General features: G+C 64.6%; 17 protein-coding genes. 5 read left to right on the top strand and 12 right to left on the bottom strand.

Annotated features, from left to right (window positions below; translation table 11 throughout):
* Window positions 1-155: 155 nt before the first annotated feature.
* Together AC0L2Y_RS15060 and AC0L2Y_RS15055 are read left to right on the top strand one after the other, a co-directional pair.
* On the top strand, window positions 156-962 hold the full coding sequence (locus AC0L2Y_RS15060) for a DUF2059 domain-containing protein (protein ID WP_473557325.1): 807 nt from the start codon (window positions 156-158) through the stop codon (window positions 960-962).
* 91 nt (window positions 963-1,053) lie between these two features.
* Window positions 1,054-3,756, top strand: a complete 2,703-nt coding sequence (locus AC0L2Y_RS15055; RefSeq protein WP_473557322.1) for an ATP-dependent helicase — start codon at window positions 1,054-1,056, stop codon at window positions 3,754-3,756.
* Window positions 3,757-3,768: 12 nt separating this feature from the next.
* On the opposite strand, the gene AC0L2Y_RS15050 is transcribed toward AC0L2Y_RS15055, so the two are convergent.
* From AC0L2Y_RS15050 to AC0L2Y_RS15030, 5 genes are all read right to left on the bottom strand, one after another.
* Window positions 3,769-4,812, bottom strand: a complete 1,044-nt coding sequence (locus AC0L2Y_RS15050; RefSeq protein WP_352490328.1) for an ABC transporter permease — start codon at window positions 4,810-4,812, stop codon at window positions 3,769-3,771.
* Entirely contained in the window at window positions 4,809-5,600 is a 792-nt protein-coding gene (locus tag AC0L2Y_RS15045) for an ATP-binding cassette domain-containing protein (RefSeq protein WP_473557319.1), read from the bottom strand. The genes AC0L2Y_RS15050 and AC0L2Y_RS15045 overlap by 4 nt, the downstream gene beginning before the upstream one ends.
* Before the next feature lie 82 nt (window positions 5,601-5,682).
* The gene (locus tag AC0L2Y_RS15040; RefSeq protein ID WP_473557317.1) at window positions 5,683-6,696 is read right to left on the bottom strand and encodes a substrate-binding domain-containing protein; all 1,014 of its coding nucleotides are present in this window, start codon (window positions 6,694-6,696) and stop codon (window positions 5,683-5,685) included.
* Window positions 6,697-6,799: 103 nt separating this feature from the next.
* Complete coding sequence (locus AC0L2Y_RS15035; RefSeq protein ID WP_473557525.1) at window positions 6,800-7,705, bottom strand: sugar phosphate isomerase/epimerase family protein; 906 nt, start codon at window positions 7,703-7,705, stop codon at window positions 6,800-6,802.
* Window positions 7,705-8,739, bottom strand: coding sequence for a Gfo/Idh/MocA family protein (locus tag AC0L2Y_RS15030; protein WP_473557316.1), 1,035 nt, complete (start codon window positions 8,737-8,739; stop codon window positions 7,705-7,707). Before AC0L2Y_RS15030 ends, AC0L2Y_RS15035 begins: the two co-directional genes overlap by 1 nt.
* Window positions 8,740-8,934: 195 nt before the next feature.
* Here AC0L2Y_RS15030 and AC0L2Y_RS15025 point away from each other — a divergent pair, with 195 nt between their 5' ends.
* Entirely contained in the window at window positions 8,935-9,960 is a 1,026-nt protein-coding gene (locus AC0L2Y_RS15025) for a LacI family DNA-binding transcriptional regulator (protein ID WP_473557314.1), read from the top strand.
* A gap of 10 nt (window positions 9,961-9,970) precedes the next feature.
* Here the strand turns inward: AC0L2Y_RS15025 and AC0L2Y_RS15020 are convergent, their stop codons facing one another.
* Genes AC0L2Y_RS15020 through AC0L2Y_RS14995 form a run of 6 tightly spaced genes read right to left on the bottom strand, consistent with a single transcriptional unit; the run spans window position 9,971 to window position 16,423 of the window.
* Entirely contained in the window at window positions 9,971-10,888 is a 918-nt protein-coding gene (locus tag AC0L2Y_RS15020; protein ID WP_473557311.1) for a ribokinase, read from the bottom strand.
* Window positions 10,885-11,760 (bottom strand): MurR/RpiR family transcriptional regulator, encoded by an 876-nt coding sequence (locus AC0L2Y_RS15015; protein ID WP_352490334.1) that lies wholly within the window; start codon window positions 11,758-11,760, stop codon window positions 10,885-10,887. Before AC0L2Y_RS15015 ends, AC0L2Y_RS15020 begins: the two co-directional genes overlap by 4 nt.
* The gene (locus AC0L2Y_RS15010; protein WP_473557309.1) at window positions 11,757-12,734 is read right to left on the bottom strand and encodes an ABC transporter permease; all 978 of its coding nucleotides are present in this window, start codon (window positions 12,732-12,734) and stop codon (window positions 11,757-11,759) included. Before AC0L2Y_RS15010 ends, AC0L2Y_RS15015 begins: the two co-directional genes overlap by 4 nt.
* 16 nt (window positions 12,735-12,750) lie before the next feature.
* Entirely contained in the window at window positions 12,751-14,277 is a 1,527-nt protein-coding gene (locus tag AC0L2Y_RS15005; RefSeq protein WP_473557308.1) for a sugar ABC transporter ATP-binding protein, read from the bottom strand.
* A 57-nt stretch (window positions 14,278-14,334) separates the two neighbouring features.
* On the bottom strand, window positions 14,335-15,393 hold the full coding sequence (locus tag AC0L2Y_RS15000) for a sugar ABC transporter substrate-binding protein (protein ID WP_473557305.1): 1,059 nt from the start codon (window positions 15,391-15,393) through the stop codon (window positions 14,335-14,337).
* Window positions 15,394-15,433: 40 nt separating this feature from the next.
* The gene (locus AC0L2Y_RS14995; RefSeq protein ID WP_473557303.1) at window positions 15,434-16,423 is read right to left on the bottom strand and encodes a TIM barrel protein; all 990 of its coding nucleotides are present in this window, start codon (window positions 16,421-16,423) and stop codon (window positions 15,434-15,436) included.
* Window positions 16,424-16,671: 248 nt separating this feature from the next.
* On the opposite strand from AC0L2Y_RS14995, the gene AC0L2Y_RS14990 reads away from it, so the two are divergent.
* Entirely contained in the window at window positions 16,672-18,150 is a 1,479-nt protein-coding gene (locus AC0L2Y_RS14990) for an esterase-like activity of phytase family protein (RefSeq protein WP_473557301.1), read from the top strand.
* A gap of 147 nt (window positions 18,151-18,297) precedes the next feature.
* Here AC0L2Y_RS14990 and AC0L2Y_RS14985 read toward each other — a convergent pair whose 3' ends face one another.
* Window positions 18,298-19,086, bottom strand: coding sequence for a L,D-transpeptidase (locus tag AC0L2Y_RS14985; RefSeq protein WP_473557299.1), 789 nt, complete (start codon window positions 19,084-19,086; stop codon window positions 18,298-18,300).
* Window positions 19,087-19,278: 192 nt separating this feature from the next.
* Between AC0L2Y_RS14985 and AC0L2Y_RS14980 the strand changes: the two genes are divergently transcribed.
* Window positions 19,279-20,751, top strand: a complete 1,473-nt coding sequence (locus AC0L2Y_RS14980) for an MATE family efflux transporter (RefSeq protein WP_473557297.1) — start codon at window positions 19,279-19,281, stop codon at window positions 20,749-20,751.
* Window positions 20,752-20,759 lie beyond the last annotated feature (8 nt).

The raw sequence follows: 20,759 nt of genomic DNA, 5'->3' as shown, positions 1-20,759 counted from the left end.
GCTGCTGATTTTAGCGCTGCGGGCAAACTCGAGGCCACACGCTAAAGTAACGATCTCACCTTGCCGGTAACCAGGTTTTCCACCAATCTGGCTTGAGCCACCAAAGCCTTGGAGCAACCAGAGTGACGTCATTCCTTGTGCCTACGACGCGAGCAGTGCTTATCGTATACGCTCTCCTTCTCGGGCTGGTCGCCGGGACAGTGGCCGCACCAGCACAGACGATCGGCGAGATCAACAGGGCAAACGGCCTTCACGAGATGCTGATGGGCATCGGCCCCAGTATCGCCAATGGCATAAACTCCATACCGGGACCTCTGTCGAAAAATTTTCAGGAGGCCTGGTCGGAGGCGATGGAAGGCTCCTTCGACGCGGCCAAAATGGAGACGGCCGTCGAATCGCACATGGCGGACAAGCTGACCGCTGCCGATCTATCCGATCTTGCCGCGTTCTACGCTTCGGCTTTGGGCAAACGCGTTACCGCTCTGGAAATTCAATCGTCTGGTTCTGAGGGTAAGGAAAGAAAGAGGACAGATGGCCACCGCATCCTCGCCGAGCTGCCATCCAAGGATCCGGTCCGTCTCGAGTTGTACAGGAAGATCATGGATGACATCAGCGCCGTCGACACGGGCGAAGCAATGGCGCTGAATATAGGCTACGCGATGTTTTCGGGCGTGGTGGGAGCGGCAGGAAAACCCCTCCCGGACGACCAGATCATGGCTCTGGTGCACCGGCAATACGCAAGCATTCGCCAGAAAATCGAACAAAACGTCATGGAAGGTGCCGCCTACACGTACAGAGATCTGCCGCTTGAAGATCTCAAGCTCTATTCGACATTCCTGGCGTCGCCCGCCGGCAGCCGCTACTACGATCAAATGCTGGCCGCTCTGAGCGCGGTGATAGCAGGGGAAGCGCGCTCGTTCGGACACCGGTTGTTCGTAGCACTGGGTTACCGCAAGGCCTGAGCAGGCGGGTATCGCACCGCTCGGGTGCTTTACCAGAACAAAACGGAGACACTTCTGGCCTTTCGCCGCCGAATCACTACATTCGGGGGAAATGTCCGGGTTTTCGGAAGACATGCCCTTTTTTGACGAACCGAACGCGCGGCCCGTGGCCCCGTCGGGCATTGCCGCGCGCGCCATGGCTGCCCGCAGCAACCAAAACAACGCGCCCGATTATCTCAACGGCCTCAACCCCGAGCAGCGGCTGGCGGTGGAAACCACCGAAGGCCCGGTGCTTGTGCTGGCCGGCGCCGGCACCGGCAAGACGCGGGTGCTCACCACCCGCATTGCCCACATCCTTGCCACCGGCAAGGCCTTCCCCTCGCAGATCCTCGCCGTCACCTTCACCAACAAGGCGGCGCGCGAGATGAAGCAGCGCATCGGCCTGTTGATCGGCGACGGCAATGTCGAGGGCATGCCGTGGCTCGGCACCTTCCATTCGATCGGCGTCAAGCTGCTGCGCCGACATGCCGAGCTGGCCGGGCTCAAATCCGACTTCACCATTCTCGACACCGATGATGTCGTGCGGCTGATCAAGCAGCTCATCCAGGCCGAAGGGCTGGACGACAAGCGCTGGCCGGCCAAGCAGTTCGCCCAGATGATCGACGGCTGGAAGAACAAGGGCCTTGGTCCCGCCGACATCCCCGAGGGCGATGCCCGTGCCTTCGCCAACGGCAAGGGCCGCGAGCTCTACAAGGCCTATCAGGAGCGGCTGCAGACGCTGAACGCCTGCGACTTCGGCGATCTGCTGTGCCACCCGATCCGCATCTTCCGCGCCAATCCCGACGTGCTGAAGGAATACCACAAGCGCTTCCGCTACATCCTCGTCGACGAGTATCAGGACACCAACACCGCCCAGTACATGTGGCTGCGCCTGCTGGCACAGCGGCCTCAATCCTCCCCCCTTGAGGGGGAGGTGCCCGCGAAGCGGGCCGAGGGGATTGCCGCAGAAGGCACCGCCGATGCGTCGAGCACTGCCGCACGGACCCCACCCGGCCGGGCTTTGCCGGGCCACCCTCCCCTCAAGGGGGAGGGAAATCCGCGCCCAGCCACCGTAAATATCTGCTGCGTCGGCGACGACGATCAATCGATCTATGGCTGGCGCGGCGCCGAGGTCGACAACATCCTGCGCTTCGACAAGGATTTTCCCGGCGCCACCATCATCCGGCTGGAGCGCAACTACCGCTCGACCGCGCACATCCTCGGCACCGCCTCGCATCTCATCGCCCACAATGAGGGCCGGTTCGGCAAGACGCTGTTCACCGAAAAGATCGCCGAGGACGACGAGAAGGTGCATGTCCACGCCGCCTGGGATTCCGAAGAGGAGGCCCGCGCCGTCGGCGAGACCATCGAGTCCTACCAGCGCCAGAAGCACAATCTCAACGACATGGCGATCCTCGTGCGCGCCTCCTTCCAGATGCGCGAATTCGAGGACCGCTTCGTCACGCTCGGCCTCAACTATCGCGTCATCGGCGGCCCGCGCTTCTACGAGCGGCTCGAGATCCGCGACGCACTGGCCTTCTTCCGCGTCGTCGCGCAAGGCGCCGACGACCTCGCCTTCGAGCGCATCGTCAACGTGCCGAAGCGCGGCTTGGGCGAGGCCACCATCCGCCAGATCCACGACACCGCCAGGGCGCTCCGCATCCCGATGTTGGAGGCCGCCGCCAAGCTCGCCGAGAGCGACGAACTGAAGCCCAAGCCGCGTGCAGCGCTGCGCGAAGTCGCGGCCAATTTCGAGCGCTGGCAGAAGGCGCTGGAAACCACGCCGCACACCGAACTCGCCGAGACCATTCTCGAGGAGAGCGGCTACACCGACATGTGGAAGAACGACCGTTCGGTCGAAGCGCCCGGCCGCCTCGAGAACTTAAAAGAACTGATCCGCTCCATGGAGGAGTACGAATCGCTGCGCTCCTTCCTCGAACATGTCGCCCTGGTAATGGACGCCGAGCAGAACGCCGAGCTCGACGCCGTCAACATCATGACGCTGCATTCGGCCAAGGGCCTCGAATTCGAAACCGTGTTCCTGCCCGGCTGGGAAGAAGGCCTGTTCCCGCACCAGCGTTCCCTGGACGAGGGCGGCCGCTCCGGGCTGGAGGAGGAACGCCGCCTCGCCTATGTCGGCCTGACGCGGGCCAAGAAGAACCTGCACATCTGGTTCGTCTCCAACCGCCGCATCCACGGCCTCTGGCAGTCGACCATCCCGTCGCGCTTTCTCGACGAACTGCCCGAAACCCATGTCGAGGTCGCCGAGAGCGGCAACTCCTATGGCGGCTATGGCAATGCCTATGGAGGCGGCTCGTTCGCCTCCGGTCGTGGCGGCCAAGGGGCAGGCAGGCAGAACCCTTATGGGGCGTCGCGCTTCGACAACCTTGGCGGCAACAACGGTGCTGAAAAATCCGGCGCTTTCTCCAGCACCTATGCGACACCGGGCTGGCAGCGCGCTCAGGCCAACCGCACCGAGGCGACCGACCGCAATTGGGGCACCCGCTCCGGCCACCAGGTCGAGCGCATCGGCTATGGCGAAACCGACTCCGGCTACGGCGCCGGCCGCACCAGCGTCAAGGGCCGCACCATCGACGGCGAGCTGGTCGCCAAATCCGTCGCCGACACGCCGTCCCCCTTCAATGTCGGCGACCGCGTCTTCCACCAGAAATTCGGCAACGGCAACATCTCCGCCATCGAAGGCAACAAGCTGACCATCGACTTCGACAAAGCCGGCCAGAAACGCGTGCTGGACGGGTTTGTCACGGGAGTGTGAGGTCGCCTATCGCTAGCGATACCGCGCCTGGTTCCACTTATGGCCGAGCAGCGACAGGATGATGATCAGGCCGTTGAAGAACTGGACGTAGAAGCCGCTCAGTCCCGCCGCCACCACGCCGGTCTGGATGAAGGAGACGGTGACCGCGCCGATCGCGCCGCCGACGACGGTGCCGATGCCGCCCCAGGTCGGGGTGCCGCCGACGAACACCGATGCCAGCACCGGTAAGAGATAGCCGTCGCCGGCCGTCGGCCACCAGGTGAAGTTGATCATCACCGAAAACGTGCCGGCGATTGCCGCGCCGATGCCGACGAAGACGAACACCTTCACCCTGACGCGCTTGACGTCGATGCCCATCTGCTGGGCGCTGTCGGGATTGTCGCCGACCACCTTGACCTGCGCGCCGAAGCGATGGCGGTTGTAAAGCAGCGCCGACAGCACGACGAAGCCGATGGCCCAGAAGATCTGCACCGGAATGCCGTAAAGCTGGCTGGAGAAGATCTTGTAGGCCCAGCTGTCGGCAAGGCCGGTCAGCGCCGTCGACCTGCCCTCGTTGATGATCTGGATCAGGCCGCGCAGCAGGAAATTCATGCCGAGCGTGGCGATCAGCGACGACAGCCCGCCATAGACGACCAGCGAGCCTACCAGGAAGCCGAGAAGCATGCCGGTGACCATTGCGGCGGCGATGCCGACGAACGGGTCGTAGCCCGCCTGCACGACCAGCGCGAACACCCATGAGGCGAAGCCCATCGTCGCTGGAAACGACAGGTCGATCTCGCCGCAGGTGACGACGAAGACCAGCGGCACCACCACGAACAGCGCCACGGGCAGCGTGGTCAGCACGGAACTATAGAGATACCAGCTGGTGAAGACCGTCGGATTGGCGATCATGAACACGGCCATCATGACGATGAACACCGCAAGCGTGCCGAGAGCGGCGCGGTTGTCGAGGACAAAACCGCGCATCCAGTAATCGGACGGGTGCTTCCATGCCTTCCGGGCGGCTTCGCCGCTCCCGAGAGGGGTCTGCAGATCGGGCTCCATTGTCTTGCTCATCGCGCTGCCTGCTCCCCGGAGTCGTGCAATCCCGCCAGTCCGCCGGGATGTGCCACGTCTTCCATGAAATTGATGAGGTCTTCGGCCGACTTGACCTCGCTCCGGTCGGCGCTGAGTGCGACCTTGCCGCGGTCCAGCACGACGAAGCGGTCGGCGATATCGAAGACGTGGTGGATGTTGTGGCCAATGAACAGGATCGACCGGCCGCTCGCCCGCACCTGGCGCACGAAATGAAAAACCTTCGCCGTTTCGGTCAGTGACAGCGCCGTCGTCGGCTCGTCGAGAATGATCAGGTCGGCTTGCTTGTAGATGGCGCGGGCGATTGCCACGCCCTGGCGTTCGCCGCCCGACAGCTGGCCGACGATCGACTGCGGCGTAAACACTTTCGAGGTGAAGCCGATTTCGCGCATCAGCCGGCTCGCCTCCGCGATCTCCTTGTTGACCTTCAGGAAGCCAAGCCAGCCCGTGAGCTCGCGGCCCATGAAGATGTTGCGCACGATCGTCTGCTGCACGGCGAGCGCCCGGTCCTGGAACACCGTTTCGATGCCGGCGCCGCGCGAGCGCGCGGCGCTCCACCCGGTCACCGGTTTGCCGCGAATGAGGATTTCGCCGCTGGTCGGCTTGACCACGCCGGAAAGGATCTTGATCAGCGTCGACTTGCCGGCGCCATTGTCGCCGATCAGCCCGACCACCTCGCCCCGATCGACGCTGAGATTGACGCCGCCCAGCGCATAAACCTGACCGTAGGACTTGCTGATGTCACGCAATTCGATGATGCGTTCGGCCATGGCGATCCTCGCTTGATTTCGTGCCGGCGTTCTCGCCAGCGGCCCCGTCGGCCGGGCTAATCCCGGACGACGGCTTGGGAGGTCAGCGCAGCGCCTGCTTGGCCAGTTCGGCGACGATCTCGTAATTCTGCGGCGTGACGAAGCCGGCGCCGGTGTCGACATTCATCGGCGCTAGCCCCAGCACCACCTGCTGGCAAAGGCTGAGGATCGGCAGATAGCCCTGCAGGAACGGCTGCTGGTCGGCGGTCAGCTGCACCCAGCCGCCCTTGAAGCCCTCGACGATCTGCGGGCTGGTGTCGAAGCCGAAATTGAAGATCTCGCCAGGTTTCCTGCCCGCCGCCTGCATGTAGGTTGGCACATTGCCCAGCATCTGACCGCCGGGATAGCCGACCGCCTTGACGTCGGGATTGTTGAGCAGTGCCGCGGTGATCACCGGAATGGCCAGGTTGGGATCGGAAGCCCATTCGCCGCTGGGCGGCGAGGAGAGCTGGATGACCTCGACCCCGGCCTCCTTGAGCGCGGCGACCGTGCCGCGCTCGCGCGCGCCGCGGCTTTCGTTCTCGAACGGGCCGATCATGATCGCCTTGTCGCCTGCCTTGAGCCCGGCCAGCTTGAGCGCCTCGGCGCCGAGCGCGCGGCCCTGTTGCTCCTGTTGGGCGCCGACATAGCCTCCGCCGAACGCCGCCGTGACCGTCGGCACCGGCACGTTCTGGTACATCATCTTGATGCCGTCCTTATGCGCCTGTTCGGCCAGCGGCATGATCGCGGCGTCGCCCGGGTGGCCCATCATGGCGATACCTTGGGGCTTGACCGCAACCGCCTCGCGCAATTGCTGCACCATCTTCTCGACGTCCCACTGGGAAAAGATGTAGTCGACTTTCGGCCCGAGATCGGCCGCCGCCTGCTTGGCGCCATTATAGACGATCGTACCGAAGGCATCGCCTTCCGCCCCGCCGACGAAGAAACGGATATGGACATCCTTGCACCACTGGGCGTCGAGCGCCTGCGCCGGCAAGGTCGAGAGTGCGGCGGCGAGCGCCATCGCGGCCGCCGCGACGGTCGAGCGCAGAACTGTCCTTCTCATCGTAATGCTCATGCACTTATCCTCCCTTTGTTCCCTCGCTAGCCGAGGGGTTTGACGATCGCTCGGCATTGCGCCGCAATCTTTCGCTGGCCGGCACCTCCCGCGGGCCGACTTCTCACACCGGGTTCGGCAGGTAGCTCGCGCCTCCCCGGCATTGTTGGAGATAATCCAGCGCACGCGCCTGGCCGGTGATCTCGAGATCGCCGCGGTAGACCGGGTCGTGCCAGCCCTCGATGTCGATGGCGCCCTTGTAGCCGGCCAGCCGCAGCTCGCTTATCACCCGCGTCCAGTCGCTGTCGCCAAAGCCCGGCGTGCGCATCTGAACGAATGGCAGGCGGCCGAACACGCCATGTTCGCGGATCACGTCCCAGCGCACCGTCGCGTCCTTGCCATGGACGTGGAAGATGCGCGGCGCCCATTTGCGGATCTGCGGGATCGGGTCGATCAGATAGACCAGCTGGTGGCAGGGCTCCCATTCAAGGCCGAGATTGTCGTCCGGCAATTCGTTGAACATCAACTCCCAGGCGTCCGGATTGTGGGCAATGTTCCAGTCGCCGCTGGCCCAGTTGCCGTCCATGGCGCAGTTTTCGAAGGCGATGCGCACGCCCTTGTCGGCGGCACGTTTTGCCAGCCTCCCCCAGACCTCGCGGAAGCGCCGCAGGCTGTCGGGCAGCGGCTTGCCGCGAATGCGGCCGGTAAAGCCGCTGACAATATTGGTGCCGAACAGATGCGCGTTGTCGATGATCGTTTCCCACGCCTGGAGCACGCCGCGATCGACTTCACCGCTCTCCAGCGGATTGCCGAACACGCCGATCGACGAGACGACGACATCGGCATCGCCGATCGCCTCGCGGATCTCGCCTGCCAGCCGTGGAATGTCCTTGCCGCCCAGCGTCTGCCAGAAGAACGGCTGGATGCTCTCGAAGCCGAGCGGCAAGATCTGCCTGACATAGGCGGCCGGGTCGTCGAGATTGGCCCGCACCATGGTGCCGATCCTGATGTCGAGCAGCGGGTTTGGCATCATGATCCTTCCTGTGCAGCGATGGCGACCCGGCGCCCGGTTTCGGCGCTCTCGATCGCAGCGAAAACCATGGCCAGGCTCTTGATGTTGTCGGCGCCGCGCGTCTCCGGCTCGGTACCGGTTTCGACGGCGCGGACGAAATCCTGGATGATGCCGAGATGGCCGCCGACGCGATCGGCCGGGTCGAGCGGCGGCACGGCTATCGGTTCGGTGCGATCGAACAGGCCTTCACGGACCGGCCGCACGACTTCCGCCTTCAGCCCGTCCTCGCCGTCCCAGACAATGCTGCCGCGCTCGGCGACGATGCGCCATGTACTGTCCCAGCTGGTACGGAAGCCGGCCGCGCACCAGCTGCCGGCATAGGTGAACAGCTTGCCGCCGCCGAGGTCGAAGCTTGCGGCTGCCGACGACCCTTGCCGATACCAGGAATTGGCCGGCTCCCACTCCTGGCAATAGACGCCGGCCGGTTCGCCGGCCACCATGTAGCGGGCGGCATCGAATGTGTGGATCGCCATATCGAGCAGCAGCACATGGCGCATCTCTTCGCGAAAACCGCCGAAATGCGGCGCTACGAAGAACTCGGCGTGGATGCTGGTCGCAGCACCAATGACGCCGGAATCGAGAAAGCGCCGGATGCGCCTGACGTTGGCGACATAGCGGCGGTTCTGCACGACGGCATGGATACGCCCGGCGCTGCGGGCGGCCTCGACAATGGCACGCGCATTATCCGGGCTGTCGGCCAGCGGCTTTTCGGTCAAGAGATGGCAATGGTGGGCAAAGGCGGAAAGCGCGACCTCGCGGCGGGCGGCGGGAACCACCACGTCGAATACCGCGTCGGGCCTGGTCTGGTCGAGCATGGCGTCGAGATCTGTTCCGATGATGGCGCCGGAAAGCTCGTATTCGCGCGCCCTCGCTCGCGCCCTTTCGGCATCGAGATCGACCAGGCCGACAATGGCGAGCCCGTCGATCTGCCTGGCCGTATCGAGCCAGGCCTTGCTCATCGCTCCGCAGCCGACCAGGACGACATTGATCATCCAGCACTCCTCCCTCTCGGCCCCTCCAGACCGATCGTCACGGCATTCACGGCAGGGCCGTAAACCTTTTTCCGTAAACGTTTACGAGAACACACCCGATGACGTACAATGTCAATTAGCCGGTGCGAAAAATCGTCCTGCCGCCTTGGCCCGAAGAGCCGCCGGTGCTAGCCAAGCAAGGGGGAGAACTGTCCTTTGGCGTCCAGTATTCACGACCTTGCGCGTCACCTGAACATTTCGATCGGCACAGTGTCGCGCGCGCTCAACGGCCGCGCCGATGTCAATGCCGACACGCGCCAGCGCGTGCTCGATGCGGCCAAGAAGCTGAATTATTCGCCGAACCAGTCCGGCCGCAGCCTGCGGCGCGGCGCCACCCATTCAATCGCCTTCATGCTGCAGCCGCATCCGGGCGACCAGGAATATGGCGAGCCGTTCTTCATTCCGTTCCTGACCGGACTGCAGGCCAAGCTCGCCGAAAGCGGCCTCGACCTGATCGTCGTGATGGGTGCGCCGGGCGACTATCAGCAGGAGCGCCTGCGCCGTGTCGTCGAGACACGCCGGGCCGATGCCGTGGTGCTGGCCTGGACGCGGCGCGAGGACGAGCGTATCGACTATTTGACCCAGGCCGGTTTCCCGTTCGCGACGCTCGGCCGCAGCCGCTCCGGCGGCGATTCCTACCCCTCGCTCGACCTCGACTTCGAAAAAGCCGGGGCTGACGCGGTCGATCGCCTCGTCGCACGCGGCCACCGCCGCATCGCCGCCATCCGCCCGTCGCTCGACCTCAATTTCGGCTATCTGTTCCTCGCCGGCTATCGCAAGGCGCTGCGGCGGCATGGCATCGAATTCGACCCCGAACTGATCGCTGACGGCTTCATCAACGAGGCCGGCGGCTACGCGGTGACGCCGAAGGTCATGCGCTCCAAGGACCCGCCGACCGCCATCATCTTCAACAACGACGCGATGGCGCTTGGCGGCTGCAAGGCTCTGGCCGAGGCGGGCATCAGGCCCGGCCACGACATCGCGGTGATCGTCATCGTCGACACGCCGCTCTGCCGCTATTTTTCGCCGGCTCTGACCGGCTTCCGCCCGGCGCTTGAACCGATGGGCGAGCGGCTGGCCGAAATGCTGCTGGCATCGATCCCGGCTTACGCCGGCGCCGAAGGCGCCCGCATCACCCGCGAGGTCTGGCCGCTGGAGCTTATCGCGCGCGACAGCGATTGAATCGCGGCAATCACTGAGCAGGCTGAGGTCGGTCAAGCCGGCCGCGCTCGCGCTCCGGCGTTGCGACCAGCGAGGCAGCGGCGGCATTGGCGGCGGCAAGTGCCGCCTCGACAGCCTCTCCACGCGCAAGCCCCGCCGCAAAGGCGCCGACGAATTCATCACCGGCACCGTGGGTGCTGACCACCTTCACCGGCATCGCCGGCAAGGCGAATGCCTGGCCGTCGCGGTCGCAATAGGCAACGCCCTCGCCGCCGGCCGTGACAATCGCAGCCGGATAGGAACCGACGAGCATACCGGCCGCCTTCGCCGCACCCTCGAGCGTGTCGACGACAGGAACGCCGGCCAGGAACTCCGCCTCGATGGCGTTGACGATGACGATGTCGGTCAACGCGATCAGTTCGGCTGACAGCTTTCGCGCCGGCGCCGCGTTGAGGACGACGCGGCTGCCATGCGCCTTCACCGCCCGCGCCGCGGCAATGTTGGCGGCGTCCGGCACCTCGTTCTGCAGCAGCAGCACCGTCGTTTGCGCGATCAGCTCACCCGCCTCGGCAATGTCCTTTTCGCCGAGAGTGAGATTGCTGCCCGAGACGATCACCGCGCCATAGTCGCCGCTGGCGTCGAAAATCGCGACGCTCATGCCCGAGCCGGCGCCGGAAGCCAGTCCCACGAAGCGCTGGTCGACGCCGTTGCGATCGAGATTATCGAGAAGCGCGCGGCCGAAATCGTCATCGCCGACGGCACCGATCATTGCCGCACGCACACCGGCCCGCGCTGCCGACACCGCCTGGTTGCCGCCCTTGCCGCCGCATTTTGGATGCCAGGCATGTCCGGTCACCGTTTCGCCCTTGCGCGGACGATCGGGGGCTTCGACCATGATATCGTAATGCAGGCTGCCGAATACGGTCACCAGCGGCGGGGAAGCCGTCATGTGCCCCTGTCTTTCCGTTTCGACGTCACCGCAGACATGGTGCGGCCGAGATTGCGCTCCGCCGCCTGGTAGTCGCGTTGCGCGACCGCGACGAACAGCGCGTCGAGAATGTTGAGCTGGGCAATGCGCGCCGCTGCGTTCTCACCCATCAACGGCGAGCCTTGCGCCGTCGAGCAGAGCACGATGTCGGCAACGGCCGCCAACGGCGAGTTGTCGTAGTTGGTGATGGCCAGCGTGCGCGCGCCGCTTTTGCGCGCAAGCTGGATGGCGTCGATGACGGCGCTCGTGTTGCCGGAATGCGAGAAGCCGACAGCAATGTCGTCGGCGCCGAGCAGCGAGGCCGACATCAGCATCATATGCGAATCGTCGTAGACAGAGGTGCGGATGCCGATGCGCAGGAATTTGTGCGAGACGTCGCGTGCGATCTGCGCCGAGCCGCCGACGCCGTAGAAATCGCGATTCCTGGCGCGGTAAAGCAGATCGGCGGCACGGTCGAAATCGTCCATGTCGAGAATCGCCAGCGTCTCCTCCAGCGCCTGGATGGAGGTGCGGAACACCTTCTGCACGATCTCGGCCGAGCTGTCGTCCACCGACAGCTCCTGATGCATCTCGGCGGTCGGCAGGCGGCTGTACTCATAGACGGCGGTGCGGAAATCGCGATAGCCGGAAAAACCCAGCTTCTTGGCGATCTTGACCACCATCGCCTCCGACACACCGGCCTCCTCGGCGATCTGCTTGAGCGGGATGGTCTCGTCGAAGCCGCGCCGTCCGAACACGGTTTCAACCACCTTCGCCTCGAGCGGCGTCAGATGCGGCATCATCATGCGGATGCGCGGTCCTACTGCTTTCAGGTCCAGGCCGGTCAAGGTCATCCACGTCCCCTCGTCACGCGATCGATAAGCATCGCGGCGAGGATTATAAGGCCAGTTGCCAAGAGCTGATAGAAGGACTGCACGTTCATCAGCGTCAGGCCGTTGCGCATGCTGCCGAGGATGACGGCACCCAGGATGGTGCCGACGACGCTGCCCTTGCCGCCCATCAGCGAAGCACCGCCGATCGCCGCCGCTGCTATGGCGTCGAGCTCCCAGAGATTGCCGAGAATGGGTTCGGCCGCACCCAACCGGCCGATCAGGATCTGTGCGGCAAGTGCTGCCAGCAGGCCCGAGATCATATAGGCGGCGATCTTGGTGCGGGCGATCGGCACGCCGGCTATGTGGGCTGCCTCCTCATTGCCGCCGACGGCGAGCAGATATTCGCCGAACGGCGTCTTCTTGAGGATGATCCAGGCAATCAGCGCGACCACGGCCACGATGATGACCGCCAACGGCAATCCGAACAGCGAGCCGTTGAAGATGGCGCGAAAGCCGGCAGGCAGGCCGAGCACCGGATTGCCGCCGGTATAGATCAGCGCCAGCGCCCGGTAGGTGCTCAGCGTGCCGAGCGTGACGATGAAAGGCTGCAGCCCGACATAAGCGACCAGCACGCCGTTGAGCAGCCCGCAGACAAGGCCGATGGCGAAGCCAGCGGCGATGGCGAGCGGAAACGGCACGCCGGCAACCAGCATCGAGGCCGAGATGACGGCCGAAAGGGCTGCCGTCGGCCCGACGGACAGGTCGATGCCGCCCGAGATGATGACCAGCGTCATGCCCAACGCCAGGCAGGCATTGATGCTCGACTGCTGCAGGATGTTGATCAGGTTACGCTCGGCAAAAAAGCCGGGGACCAGCGCCCCGAAGACGGCAAGGATCACCACCAGGCCGATCAGCGTGCCGGCGTCGCGCACTGAAAACCGGTGCAGGAAATCTGCCCTCGGGCGCGCTGCTGTGTGTTCGGTTATATCGGTCATCCGCTGGTCCTGTCCGTTATGCACCGGCCCGATGGCCTTGCGCCTTGCCGGCCTCAATCTCCGTTTGGGGTATGGCGTGCGCGGCGATCGCGTGTTCGCTGAGACTTGTGCGGCCCAGTTCGGCGGCGACCGTGCCGTCGCGCATGACCAGCACGCGGTCGGCGAGCCGGATCACCTCGGGGAGTTCGGACGACACGACGATTACCGAATGGCCTTCGGCGGCGAGTTCCTCGATCAGGTGGTAGATCTCCGCCTTGGCGCCGACATCGATGCCGCGCGTCGGCTCGTCGAACAGAAGGATCCGCGTTCCCGCCGCCAGCCAGCGGCCGATGATCGCTTTCTGCTGGTTGCCGCCGCTGAACAGCCGAATTGGCCGATCGAGCAGGAACGGCCTGAGATTGACGCGTTTCATTTTCTCGGCAGCCACGCGCTTCAGCCGGCGATGATCGATGACGCCGCGCGGCGCGAACACGCCCATCGAGGCCAGCGCCATGTTGCTGGAGATCGACCGCAACGGCACGATGCCTTCGCGCTTGCGCTCCTCCGGCACCAGGCCGATGCCGGCCGCAATCGCGTCGCGCGGACTGGAAAGCTTTACCGCCTTGCCGTCGATCTCTATTGCGCCTGATGAGGCCCGGTCGGCACCGGCCAGCAGCCGCAGCAGTTCGGTGCGGCCCGACCCGACCAGGCCGGCAATGCCCAACACCTCGCCGCGATGCAGCTCGAACGAAACGTCATGGACCTTGGTCGCCGAGGCAAGGCCACGCACACTCAGCCTGATCTCGGCGGAAGCATGCGAGCGGTGCTGTTCCTGGGCAAGCTCGCGGCCGACCATCATCGAAACGACGGATTTTTCCGAGACCTGTGCGAGATCGACGGACCCGACCACTGCGCCGTCGCGCATGATGGTGGCGCGCTGGCAGATGCCGAACACCTCGTCCAGCTTGTGCGAGACGTAAACGACGGCGACACCGTCGCGCGCCAGACCGGCAATCACCTCGGCCAGTCGTTCGAACTCGCTCGGCGTCAGGCTCGACGTCGGCTCGTCCATCGCCACGATCCTGGCGCGGTCGAGCAGCGCCCGGGCTATCTCGACGACCTGCCGCTGCGCCACCTTCAGGCTGCCGAGCGGGGCTGCCGGATCGATGGTCGGGTCGATGGCGGCCAGGGCTTCCGCAGCACGGCGTTCCTGCTCGCGCCGTGCGACGAAGACGCCGCCGCGCGTCAGCGGATGGCCGAGAAACATGTTCTGGGCGACGCTGAGGCGCGGCACCTGCTGTAATTCCTGATGGATCATCGCCACGCCGGCGGCGCGCGCCGCGACCGGGGTGTTCAGCATGGCCGGCTTTCCGTCGATGAGCACGCTTCCCGCCGTCGGCCGGTAGACGCCTGACAGGATGCGCAGCAGCGTCGACTTGCCGGCACCGTTTTCGCCAAGCAGGCCATGGATTTCGCCGGCGCCGACCGAAAAGGACACATCGCTCAGCGCCCGCACGGCCGGAAACAGCTTGGAAATGCCCTCGAATTGCAGCCGCGCTGACATTGCTTCAATTCTCCCGGCAAGGGTGCCGACCCAAGGCCGGCACCCGCCGCCCCTGCTCTATTGGCCCGCTGCCGCATCCTCGAGCAGCGCTTTGCGCACGGCATCGCCGACGCCGGAGTAACGGTCGGCATTGTCCTTGGTGATCAGCGCCTGCGGCGTGGCGACGACGCGCGGCAGCTTCTGCCCGGCCACCAGCCGCAGCGCCGATTCCAGCGCCACCTCGCCGGTCAGCACCGGGAACGAATCGACGGTACCGGTCAGCTCGCCGGCGCGGATCGAGGCATAGGCGTCGGAAATCCCGTCAGTGCCGAAGACGGCGACCTTGTCCTGCAGGCCGACGGCCTTGACCGCTTCGACGATGCCCAGCGCCATGCCGTCATTGTTGGCATAGAAGCCGATCAGGTCTGGGTGCTGCTGCAGGATGTTGGTGGCCGCGTCGTAGGAGGTCTGACGATCCCAGTTGCCGGGGACGCTGGCGACGACCTCGAACTTGCCGGCTTCGGTGATGGTGGTCTTGAAGCCGTCGGTGCGCTGGACGGCGGCGTAGACGCCGGCCTGGCCTTCGACGATGGCGACCTTGCCGCCATCCGGCCGGTTCTTGATGAACCATTTGGCGACACGCACGCCATTGTCGCGCTGGACATTACCAATATAGTGCTCGGCCTGCGGGATGACCGCGTCATTGACGTTGACCACCGGCACATTGGCTGCCTTGGCCTGTTCCATGATCGGCTGCAGGTTGGAGTCGGTCTGCGGCGAGACGAGAAGCACGTTGTAGCCTTGCGTGACCAGGCCTTCGGCGATGGTGAGCTGGCCGAGCTGGTCGCCCTCGCTTTGCGCCGCCTGGTAGACGACGGGCACGCCGGTGCGGTCGCCGAACGACTTGTAGCCCTCTCCCAGCGAGCGCCAGTATTCGTTGGTCAGCGTCTTGGAGACCGCACCCGCCTTGGTGCCCTCGGGCAGCTTGGGGAAAGCGCCGAATTTGGCCTCGAGCTGCGACCAGTCGATGCGATCCTTCTCGGTGTCGGAATTGAGCGGCGCGAGGTCCGCGGAAAACGACGACCCTATGGACAGCGCCATCAGGGCGGCGGTAGCGGTGGCAAGCAGAAATTTCATGGTCTTTCCTCCCTTGTTGAAAACAGTGATGGCCCCGGCCTCAGCTGTCCGGCCCGAGCATGGCTTCCTGGATGATGGCCTGCGAGGCAACCGCGTCCTGACGGTCGACGGCAATGGACAGGCGATTGTCCCTGTCCAGCCGATCGACGACGCGCAGCATGCGCTTGACGGTGGCGATGTTGACTTGGCATTCGTGGACCGGGTCGAGCCCGGTCATGTCGGGGAACGTGTCGAAGTAGATTGCCCCGGTATAGCCGTCGCGGCGGATCTGCCTGAGCAGCTCGATCGTCTGCAGCGTGTGCACTGCGCCAACCATCAGGCCGTCGTCGCGCTTGGCGTAGCCGTCGTTGAGATGCACGCCGAGCAGCTTGCTATGGCGCGCCACGAGTGCTGCGGCAAAGGCCGGCTGCTCGTCGGCATACAGCACATGCGCGAAATCGAGCGTCACGCCGAGATTGGGCAGGCCGATCTCGCGGATCGCCAGCAAAGTCGTCGCCGCATCGGGCATCAGGCTGTAGGAGCGCGGCTCGTTGGGTTTGTATTCAAGGCTGATCTGACAGCCCGGGTCATGCGCCGCTACTTCACGAATGCCATCGATTTCGTGTTGCCAGAGTGTTGCGTAGTTAGCCTGGAAGGCGTAGTCGAAGCCATCCTGCCCCAACCACAATGTCATCAGGCTAGCGCCGGCCTCGCGCGCGGCATCGATGCCGGCCTTGGTCAGGTCGATGGCCTCGCGACGAACGGAAGAATCCGGGTTGGTGAAGGCGCCGAGCTTGAAAGCCGGGTTAGAGTAGTAGCGCATGGCGAAGCCATTGATCGAAAGCCCGAAATCGCCGAGTTTGCGCGCCATTTCCGCAGGTTTTTCATCGACATGGTCGGGAAAGTTGAGGTCGAGATCGGTCAACTCCGCAACCTTCGCCGCACGTGCCGCCATTTGCAGCATGGACGGTTTGCCGACAAGATCGGGCCACTCGGACTGTGGCCGCGAGGCAAAGGAATTGAGGCGGGTGGCGAAACGATAGGCGGTCATCGGGGTCCTTTCATTGTCATAACTTTACACAAGAATGATTATTTGTAAAGTTGTTAATTGCTCGCTCGGCGACGGCGAATTCGCCATACCCAGGCCAGTTGCGACCACGGGGGGACAAGCAAGCGCGGCACTGTCACGCAAGTATCATGTTCGCGTCCTAGATCGCTTCTCCGAAGGCTTTCGCGGCATCCTTGATGCGACGCGACGCTTTTTCAGATCCCGGCAGCTTTGTCTCAAAGAGGATATCCATGAAAAACCTGCACCGAACCGCGTCCCTCGCCGTCGCGCTGGCGATGTTCACCGCCTTGACGCCGGCCTTGGCTGAAAACGCCGCGACCGTCGACGGCGTCAGCTTCGTCAACAAGGGCCTGGTCGGTGTCGGCCGCATCCCGGCCAGCCAGAAGGACAAGTTCGGCGAGACGTTTGGCTCCGGCTCGGGCATGGCGATCGACGCTGCCGGCTGGACGCATGGCGCCGATGGCTACAAGGGCTCGCTGTGGCTGCTGCCCGATCGCGGCTACAATGTCGTCGGCACCACCGATTACCGGCCGCGCCTGAACACGATCGCCCTCGAGTTCACCCCGATCGCGCCGGGTGCGGCACCGGCCACCGGCCAGGAACAGTCGGGCCTCAAGGCAACGCTAGCCGACACCATGCTTTTGACCGACGACAAGGGCGCCGACGCAACCGGCCTCGATCCGCTCAACGGCGTGCGCGCCGCGACCGACGACATGCCGATCCTGCCCGAAGCCAACGGCAAGCTCGCGCTCGACAACGAAGCGATCGCGCGGCTGCCCGACGGCACGATGTTCATCTCGGACGAATACGGTCCGAACATCTACCGCTTCTCCGCCGATGGGCGTCTGATGTCGGCAACGCAGCCGCCGGCGGCGCTTGTCCCGACGCGTCACGGGACGCCAAACTTTGCTTCCAACAATCCGGGACCTGGCGCGGCAGACCCAGATCCGAAGGATCCCGAAACCGGCCGCCAGAACAACCAGGGCCTCGAAGGCATGGCACTGACGCCCGACGGCAAGTTCCTGATCGCCGTGCTGCAGTCGGCACCCAGACAAGATGGCGGCGATTCGCCCTCGACGCGCCGGAACACGCGCGCGCTGGTCTACGATGCCTCGGATCCCGGCCAGCTCAAGCTCGCGCATGAATATGTCGTGCCGCTGCCCGTGTTCACCGATGCCAAGGGCAAAACCAAGATCGCCGCGCAGAGCGAAATCGTGGCGCTGTCGGACAAGACCTTCCTGATGCTGGCGCGCGACAGCGGCAACGGCCAAGGGCTGAAGGGCGACACTTCGCTCCATCGCGAGATCAGCGTCGTCGATGTGTCGGCGGCAACCGATATCGCCGGCACAGAGTTCGACAAGGACAAGCCGGTTGCGCCCAAGGGTGAGCTCGATGCATCGGTGACGCCGGCCAAGCTGACGCCGTTCATTGACATCAACGACAAGAGCGAGCTCGGCCGTTTCGGGCTGCACAATGGCGCGCCAAACGACCGCAACAACCTCTCGGAGAAGTGGGAGGCGATGTCGGTGGTGAGCGTCCTCGATCCAAAGCTGCCCGACGACTATTTCCTGTTCGTCGCCAATGACAACGACTTCCTCACGCAGGACGGCTTCCAGGTAGGCGCGGCCTACAAGGCCGAGGATGGCGCCGATGTCGAAACCATGTTCCTGGTCTATCAGGTCACGCTCCCAGGGCTCGCCAAGAAGTAGTGGCACCCATACAGGCGGACGCGCCGAACGCGTCCGCCTGAGCTGGCGCGATTGAACGGTCGCGTTTCTTCAGTTGCGGCGCGCCCGCGCAAGGGCGGTGCCCTAGTGTGCTGCAAAACCTGCGACTGACGATCCAGTCGAAGGCACTTACCTCAACATCTCCGCGTCCTTTGGGACGCCAGCATCGATCGGCTCGGCTGTCCTGCTCGAAACGGCGGCGATCTTCCCGGCGGCCGACAGGTTCGGGCGCACGAAGACCGGCGCGACGCCGTCGACGCGGCTGTAGAGGTCGATAATGTCCTGATTCATGAAGCGCACACAGCCGGATGAAGCGTTCTTCCCAATGGAATCCCACTCCGGTGTGCCGTGCAGCCGGTACATCGTGTCCTTGCCGTCGCGGAAGAGATACAGCGCGCGGGCACCAAGCGGGCTCTGCGGGCCGGGCGGCATGCCGTCCTTGTATTTCGCCAGTTCCGGCCGGCGCTGGATCATTTCCGGCGGCGGCGTCCACGCCGGCCACTTCTTTCTCGCCTGAACCACGGCACTGCCGGTCCATCCGAAACCGGCCTTGCCTAGGCTGACGCCGTAGCGAATTGCCTTGCCGCCGTCGCGCACCAGGTAGAGAAAGTGCTCGGAGGTATCGACGACGATCGTGCCGGGTTTCTCTCCGGTCGGGTCGGACACGATTTGGCGGACGAATTTAGGATCGATCTTGGCTACCGGGATTGCCGGCAGTTGATAGCCCTCGTCGACGCCCGCCGCATACATGCCTGCGGCATCGCCGAAAGCCGGCTCGCTTGGCGCCGCTGTCACCGGCGGCGCCGCCACGTCCGTCGTGGTGCACGCCGAAAGAGCCACGGAGGCCGCGCCCAGAGCCGATGCACCGAGAAAGGCGCGCCGGTTCAGGCGCTCAAAAAACAACGGAATATCGGACATGAGCACCCCGGCTTGCCCATGAGATCCAGGAAATGCGGCCCCACAAGGCCAGGATGAATATCCGATTCCGCCCGCTTTGAGAAATGATTAGATCAAGGCACGCCAGGCGGAATTTGCAGCACCGCATCGACCTGTTCCGTTAAATCGGCAATCATTGCGGACTCAAGACAAGCCTTCGCCGAGTTGCCTGCCATGGACGACAACATGCCCCCGCGCCGGCGGACCGGCGACCTCACCAGTGGGCCTATCCCGCGCACCCTTTTGCTGTTTGCCCTGCCGGTGCTCGGCTCCAATGTGCTGCAGTCGCTCAACGGCTCGATCAATGCCGTGTGGGTCGGCCGTTTCCTCGGTGAAGCGGCGCTGACCGCCACGTCCAATGCAAACCTCGTGCTGTTTCTCATCCTCGGCACGGTGTTCGGCATCGGCATGGCGGCGACCATCCTGGTCGCGCAATCCGTCGGCGCTCGTGACCTGCCCGAAGCCCGGCGCGTCGTCGGCACCAGCGCCACCTTCTTCTTCATCGTCTCGGTGGTGTTCGCGGTCTGCGGCTGGATCTGGGTCGATGCGATCCTCGATACGCTCGGCACGCCGGCCGATGCTTTGCCGCTGGCGCGCTCCTATCTGCGCATCATCTTCCTGGCCGTGCCGATGATGAACCTGCTGTCCTTCGTCATGACGGTGCTGCGCGGCGCCGGCGATTCGCGCACGCCTTTCCTTTTCATGGCGCTGGCCGTCGTGCTCGACGTCGTTTTGAACCCGTTGCTCATTCTCGGCATCGGGCCGTTCCCCGAACTTGGCATCGCCGGCTCGGCCGCCTCGACGCTGATCGGCCAGACGGTAAGCGTGGTTGCCATCCTGGTCGTGCTTTATGCGCGCAAGCACCCGCTGCGGCTGGCCGGCGCCAATCTTGCTCTGCTGCGGCCGGATCCGGCGCTGCTGCGCATCGTCGTCTTCAAGGGCGTGCCGATGGGCCTGCAGATGATCGTCGTCTCGGCCGCGGCGCTGACGGTGATGGGCATGGTCAACTCGTACGGCTCGCAGGTTGCGGCTGCCTACGGCATAGCCGCACAGCTCTGGACCTACATCCAGATGCCGGCGCTCGCCATCGGCGCCGCGGTGTCGTCCATGGCGGCGCAAAATGTCGGCGCCGGGCGCTGGGACCGGATCGGCCGCATCGCCGCCTCCGGCGTCGGCTTCAACCTTGTGCTCACCGGCGTGCTCGTCGCGCTGCTGTTCGTATTCGATCGCGCGGTGCTCAGCCTCTTCCTCGGCAGCGACAGTGCAGCAATCGACATCGCCACTCACATCAACAAGATCGCGTCGTGGTCCTTCATCCTGTTCGGCATCACCATCGTGCTCTTCGCCACCGTGCGTGCCACCGGCGCGGTGATGCCGCCGCTGATCATCCTGGTGATCTCGGTGCTGCTGGTGCGCACCAGCTTCGCCTATTTCTTCCGAAGCGTGATAGGCGAGGAAGCTCTGTGGTGGAGCTTTCCGGCCGGCTCGATAACCTCGCTCGTGCTGGCCGCGGCCTATTATCGCTTCGGCCGCTGGCGCAGCCTGCACATGATCGAGAGCCGGCCGGCTGCCGGCGAACCACCGGATACCGGCCTCGGCGTACCGCGCCAGCGCGCCCATCTTTCGCCCGAGACGTCGAACGGCTGAAAGGCCGG

It is taken from the genome of Mesorhizobium sp. WSM4830 (assembly GCF_055811495.1).
The sequence above is the reverse complement of the archived record's forward strand: the minus strand, read 5'-3'. Positions and strand labels throughout refer to the sequence as shown.

Bases quoted from the DNA above. Each gene is read 5' to 3' on its own strand.
- AC0L2Y_RS15055 (WP_473557322.1), top strand. From the start codon at position 1,054: ATGTCCGGGTTTTCGGAAGACATGCCCTTTTTTGACGAACCGAACGCG.
- AC0L2Y_RS15050 (WP_352490328.1), bottom strand. From the start codon at position 4,812: ATGAGCAAGACAATGGAGCCCGATCTGCAGACCCCTCTCGGGAGCGGC.
- AC0L2Y_RS15045 (WP_473557319.1), bottom strand. From the start codon at position 5,600: ATGGCCGAACGCATCATCGAATTGCGTGACATCAGCAAGTCCTACGGT.
- AC0L2Y_RS15040 (WP_473557317.1), bottom strand. From the start codon at position 6,696: ATGAGCATTACGATGAGAAGGACAGTTCTGCGCTCGACCGTCGCGGCG.
- AC0L2Y_RS15035 (WP_473557525.1), bottom strand. From the start codon at position 7,705: ATGCCAAACCCGCTGCTCGACATCAGGATCGGCACCATGGTGCGGGCC.
- AC0L2Y_RS15030 (WP_473557316.1), bottom strand. From the start codon at position 8,739: ATGATCAATGTCGTCCTGGTCGGCTGCGGAGCGATGAGCAAGGCCTGG.
- AC0L2Y_RS15020 (WP_473557311.1), bottom strand. From the start codon at position 10,888: ATGACGGCTTCCCCGCCGCTGGTGACCGTATTCGGCAGCCTGCATTAC.
- AC0L2Y_RS15015 (WP_352490334.1), bottom strand. From the start codon at position 11,760: ATGACCTTGACCGGCCTGGACCTGAAAGCAGTAGGACCGCGCATCCGC.
- AC0L2Y_RS15010 (WP_473557309.1), bottom strand. From the start codon at position 12,734: ATGACCGATATAACCGAACACACAGCAGCGCGCCCGAGGGCAGATTTC.
- AC0L2Y_RS15005 (WP_473557308.1), bottom strand. From the start codon at position 14,277: ATGTCAGCGCGGCTGCAATTCGAGGGCATTTCCAAGCTGTTTCCGGCC.
- AC0L2Y_RS15000 (WP_473557305.1), bottom strand. From the start codon at position 15,393: ATGAAATTTCTGCTTGCCACCGCTACCGCCGCCCTGATGGCGCTGTCC.
- AC0L2Y_RS14995 (WP_473557303.1), bottom strand. From the start codon at position 16,423: ATGACCGCCTATCGTTTCGCCACCCGCCTCAATTCCTTTGCCTCGCGG.
- AC0L2Y_RS14990 (WP_473557301.1), top strand. From the start codon at position 16,672: ATGAAAAACCTGCACCGAACCGCGTCCCTCGCCGTCGCGCTGGCGATG.
- AC0L2Y_RS14985 (WP_473557299.1), bottom strand. From the start codon at position 19,086: ATGTCCGATATTCCGTTGTTTTTTGAGCGCCTGAACCGGCGCGCCTTT.
- AC0L2Y_RS14980 (WP_473557297.1), top strand. From the start codon at position 19,279: ATGGACGACAACATGCCCCCGCGCCGGCGGACCGGCGACCTCACCAGT.